The organism is Thalassolituus sp. UBA6592, assembly GCF_002433655.1.
GTDB lineage: Bacteria > Pseudomonadota > Gammaproteobacteria > Pseudomonadales > Oceanobacteraceae > Venatoribacter.
This window is the reverse complement of record NZ_DJIO01000068.1, coordinates 11,262-14,164: the sequence shown is the minus strand read 5'-3', so window position 1 is coordinate 14,164 and position 2,903 is coordinate 11,262. Positions and strand designations below refer to the sequence as shown.

The 2,903-nt window shown below is 49.8% G+C and carries 4 protein-coding genes; 1 reads left to right on the top strand and 3 read right to left on the bottom strand.

Translation table 11 applies throughout. From position 1 onward, the window contains the following. The coding region (locus B2Z72_RS06755; protein ID WP_297004421.1) for a Clp protease N-terminal domain-containing protein at nt 1-900 on the bottom strand (900 nt) is incomplete at its 3' end. 15 nt (nt 901-915) lie between these two features. Beyond that, nucleotides 916-1,275, bottom strand: coding sequence for an ATP-dependent Clp protease adapter ClpS (gene clpS / locus B2Z72_RS06750; RefSeq protein WP_296983825.1), 360 nt, complete (start codon nt 1,273-1,275; stop codon nt 916-918). A 197-nt stretch (nt 1,276-1,472) separates the two neighbouring features. Here clpS and cspD point away from each other — a divergent pair, with 197 nt between their 5' ends. Beyond that, complete coding sequence (gene cspD, locus B2Z72_RS06745) at nt 1,473-1,754, top strand: cold shock domain-containing protein CspD (protein WP_296983826.1); 282 nt, start codon at nt 1,473-1,475, stop codon at nt 1,752-1,754. Between the two features lie 146 nt (nt 1,755-1,900). On the opposite strand, the gene B2Z72_RS06740 is transcribed toward cspD, so the two are convergent. Further along, a partial coding sequence (locus B2Z72_RS06740; protein ID WP_297004417.1) for an NADP-dependent isocitrate dehydrogenase occupies nt 1,901-2,903 on the bottom strand: 1,003 nt, incomplete at its 5' end.

Sequence of the window (2,903 nt, the reverse complement as noted above, 5' to 3'; positions counted from 1 at the left end):
GCCCGACGCAGCACCGGCACCGATGATGGTGTGAATCTCATCGATAAACAGAATGCCGTGCGGCTGACGCTTAAGTTCAGCCAGCAGGGCTTTGAAGCGTTTTTCGAAGTCACCACGGTATTTAGTGCCAGCCAGAAGCGCACCCATATCCAGGCTGTATACCACAGCATCCTGGATAACGTCCGGTACTTCCTGATCGACAATACGCTTGGCCAGACCTTCTACAATGGCCGTTTTACCCACGCCGGAATCACCAACCAGCAATGGGTTGTTTTTGCGGCGGCGGGCAAGGGTCTGCACCAGACGGTTCACTTCGTATTCGCGCCCGATCAGCGGGTCAATTTTGCCTTCGCGGGCCATGCGGTTGAGATTGGTTGCATAACCTTCGAGCGCACTCTTATTGCCACCCTCGGCCTCATCACTGGTTTCTTCACTCATGTGGTCAGATGACTCGTCGTCACCGGATACTTTGGAAATCCCATGAGAGATGTAATTCACCACATCGATGCGGGCGATGTTCTGTTGTTTCAGGAAATAGACCGCCTGGCTTTCCTGTTCAGAGAAAATAGCAACCAGCACATTGGCGCCGGTCACTTCTGATTTTCCGGATGACTGCACGTGAAAAACAGCACGTTGCAGTACTCGCTGGAAGCCCAGAGTCGGCTGAGTTTCCCGTTCGCCGTCATGCTCCGGAATCAGAGGTGTTGTAGAGTCGACAAATTCCTGCAGATCCTTGCGCAACTTAATAATTTCTGCGCCACAGGCTTCCAGCACTGACGCCGCCGCGTCGTTGTCGAGCAACGCGAGCAACAGGTGTTCAACCGTCATAAACTCATGACGTTTGCTACGGGCATCCTTGAATGCTTCATTCAGGGTTTGCTCCAGTTCACGGTTCAGCATAGCGCCTCCTAAGCCTCAGTCTTCTGCGGGTGAGATCTCGCACATCAGTGGATGCTGAGAATCTCTGGCATATTGATTCACCATAGCAGCTTTAGTTTCAGCAACATCCTTTGTATAAATTGCGCACACCGCGCTGCCCTTGGTGTGCACCGTTAACATAATCTGCGTGGCCTCTTCTGATGTTTTATTAAAGAATCTCTGTAAAACATCAACCACAAATTCCATGGGGGTATAATCGTCATTCATCATGATGACATAATACATATCAGGCTTTTTAAGCTTTGGCTTTGCTGTTTCCAGCGCCACGCTGCCATCACCACCGGGATTTTGATCCTCTGATTGTAAGTTTAGTTTAGATTTATAGATCTGATGCATAAGCTGACAAGTTCGACATATTTAGTGTAAATCATACCTGCCATACTCGCTGACCACTAGCTTTACAGCGACATATCGGTCTGCCAATGAGGATCAACATTTCGGGGGGTTGACCACGCTTTGTGCTCAGAGTAGTGTAAATGTCAACCCGTATTGGACCATTTCTATTATAAAACCGGTCAGCAGTGGAGGCAGAGATGAAAACAGGGAAAGTAAAGTGGTTTAACAACGCTAAAGGCTACGGATTTATCCTTGCCGATGACAGCAATGAAGACCTGTTCGCTCATTATTCCATGATTGAGATGGACGGTTACCGCACACTGAAAGCCGGTCAGACGGTAATTTTTGATACCAAACCGAGCGATAAAGGCACCCACGCCATCAATATCCGCACCCTCGACAGCGAGACCGGCGAGGAATCAAAGGCTGTTGAAGCAACAGACGCAACCACTGCCAGCGAGAAAACCGAGAACGCCTGACCCCTCCCTATTCAGGCGTACACAGCTGACAGAGCTTAGGCCCACTGTATTTCAGCTCACTGTGTTTAATTTCAAATTGCAGAGAACAAACAAAAAAGCCGCACAATGTGCGGCTTTTTTGTTGAACAGAGATTGATCAATCACACTCAGCAGGCGTGATTATCAATCGCGTCATTCAGAGTTGCACTTGGACGCATAACAGCTGCGGCCAGCTTTGGATCCGGACGGTAGTAACCGCCGATTTCCACTGCTTTACCCTGAACAGAGCCCAGCTCTTCTACGATCTTAGAGCGGTTTTCAGACAGCTTGTTGTACAGTTTGGCGAAACATACTTTCAGATCTGTGTCTTTATTCTGCTCTGCCAGAGCCTGTGCCCAGTACAGTGCCAGGTAGAAATGGCTGCCACGGTTATCAATTTCACCTTTCTTACGGGAAGGTGATTTGTTGTGGTCCAGGATTTTACCAACAGCGGAATCCAGAGTATCAGCCAGAATCTGTGCGCGGTTGTTATCAGCAACCTGAGCCAGATGCTCCAGAGACGCTGACAGAGCCATGAACTCACCCAGAGAGTCCCAACGCAGGTGGTTGTCGTTAACCAGCTGCTGAACGTGTTTCGGAGCAGAACCGCCGGCACCTGTTTCAAACAGACCGCCGCCAGCCATCAGAGGTACGATAGACAGCATTTTCGCACTGGTGCCCAGTTCCAGAATCGGGAACAGGTCAGTCAGGTAATCGCGCAGCACGTTACCGGTAACAGAAATGGTATCTTTACCTTCTTTCAGTCGTTTCAGAGTCACGCGGGTAGCTTCTACCGGAGACAGAATGCTGATGTCCAGACCATCGGTATCGTGATCTTTCAGGTATTTTTCAACTTTCTGAATCAACTGCGCATCGTGTGCACGGTTCTTATCCAGCCAGAAGATAGCAGGAGTAGCAGTCAGACGTGCACGGGTAACAGCCAGTTTCACCCAATCCTGGATTGGAGCGTCTTTGGCCTGACACATACGCCAGATATCGCCTTCTGCAACTTCATTCTCCAGCAGAGGCTGGCCGTTAGCGTCCAGAACGCGAACCTTACCTTTACCTTTGATTTCGAAAGTCTTGTCGTGAGAACCGTACTCTTCCGCTTTCTGCGCCATCAGACCAACG

Coding starts and splice junctions, on each gene's coding strand:
- clpS (WP_296983825.1), bottom strand. CDS start 1,275: ATGCATCAGATCTATAAATCTAAACTAAACTTACAATCAGAGGATCAA.
- cspD (WP_296983826.1), top strand. CDS start 1,473: ATGAAAACAGGGAAAGTAAAGTGGTTTAACAACGCTAAAGGCTACGGA.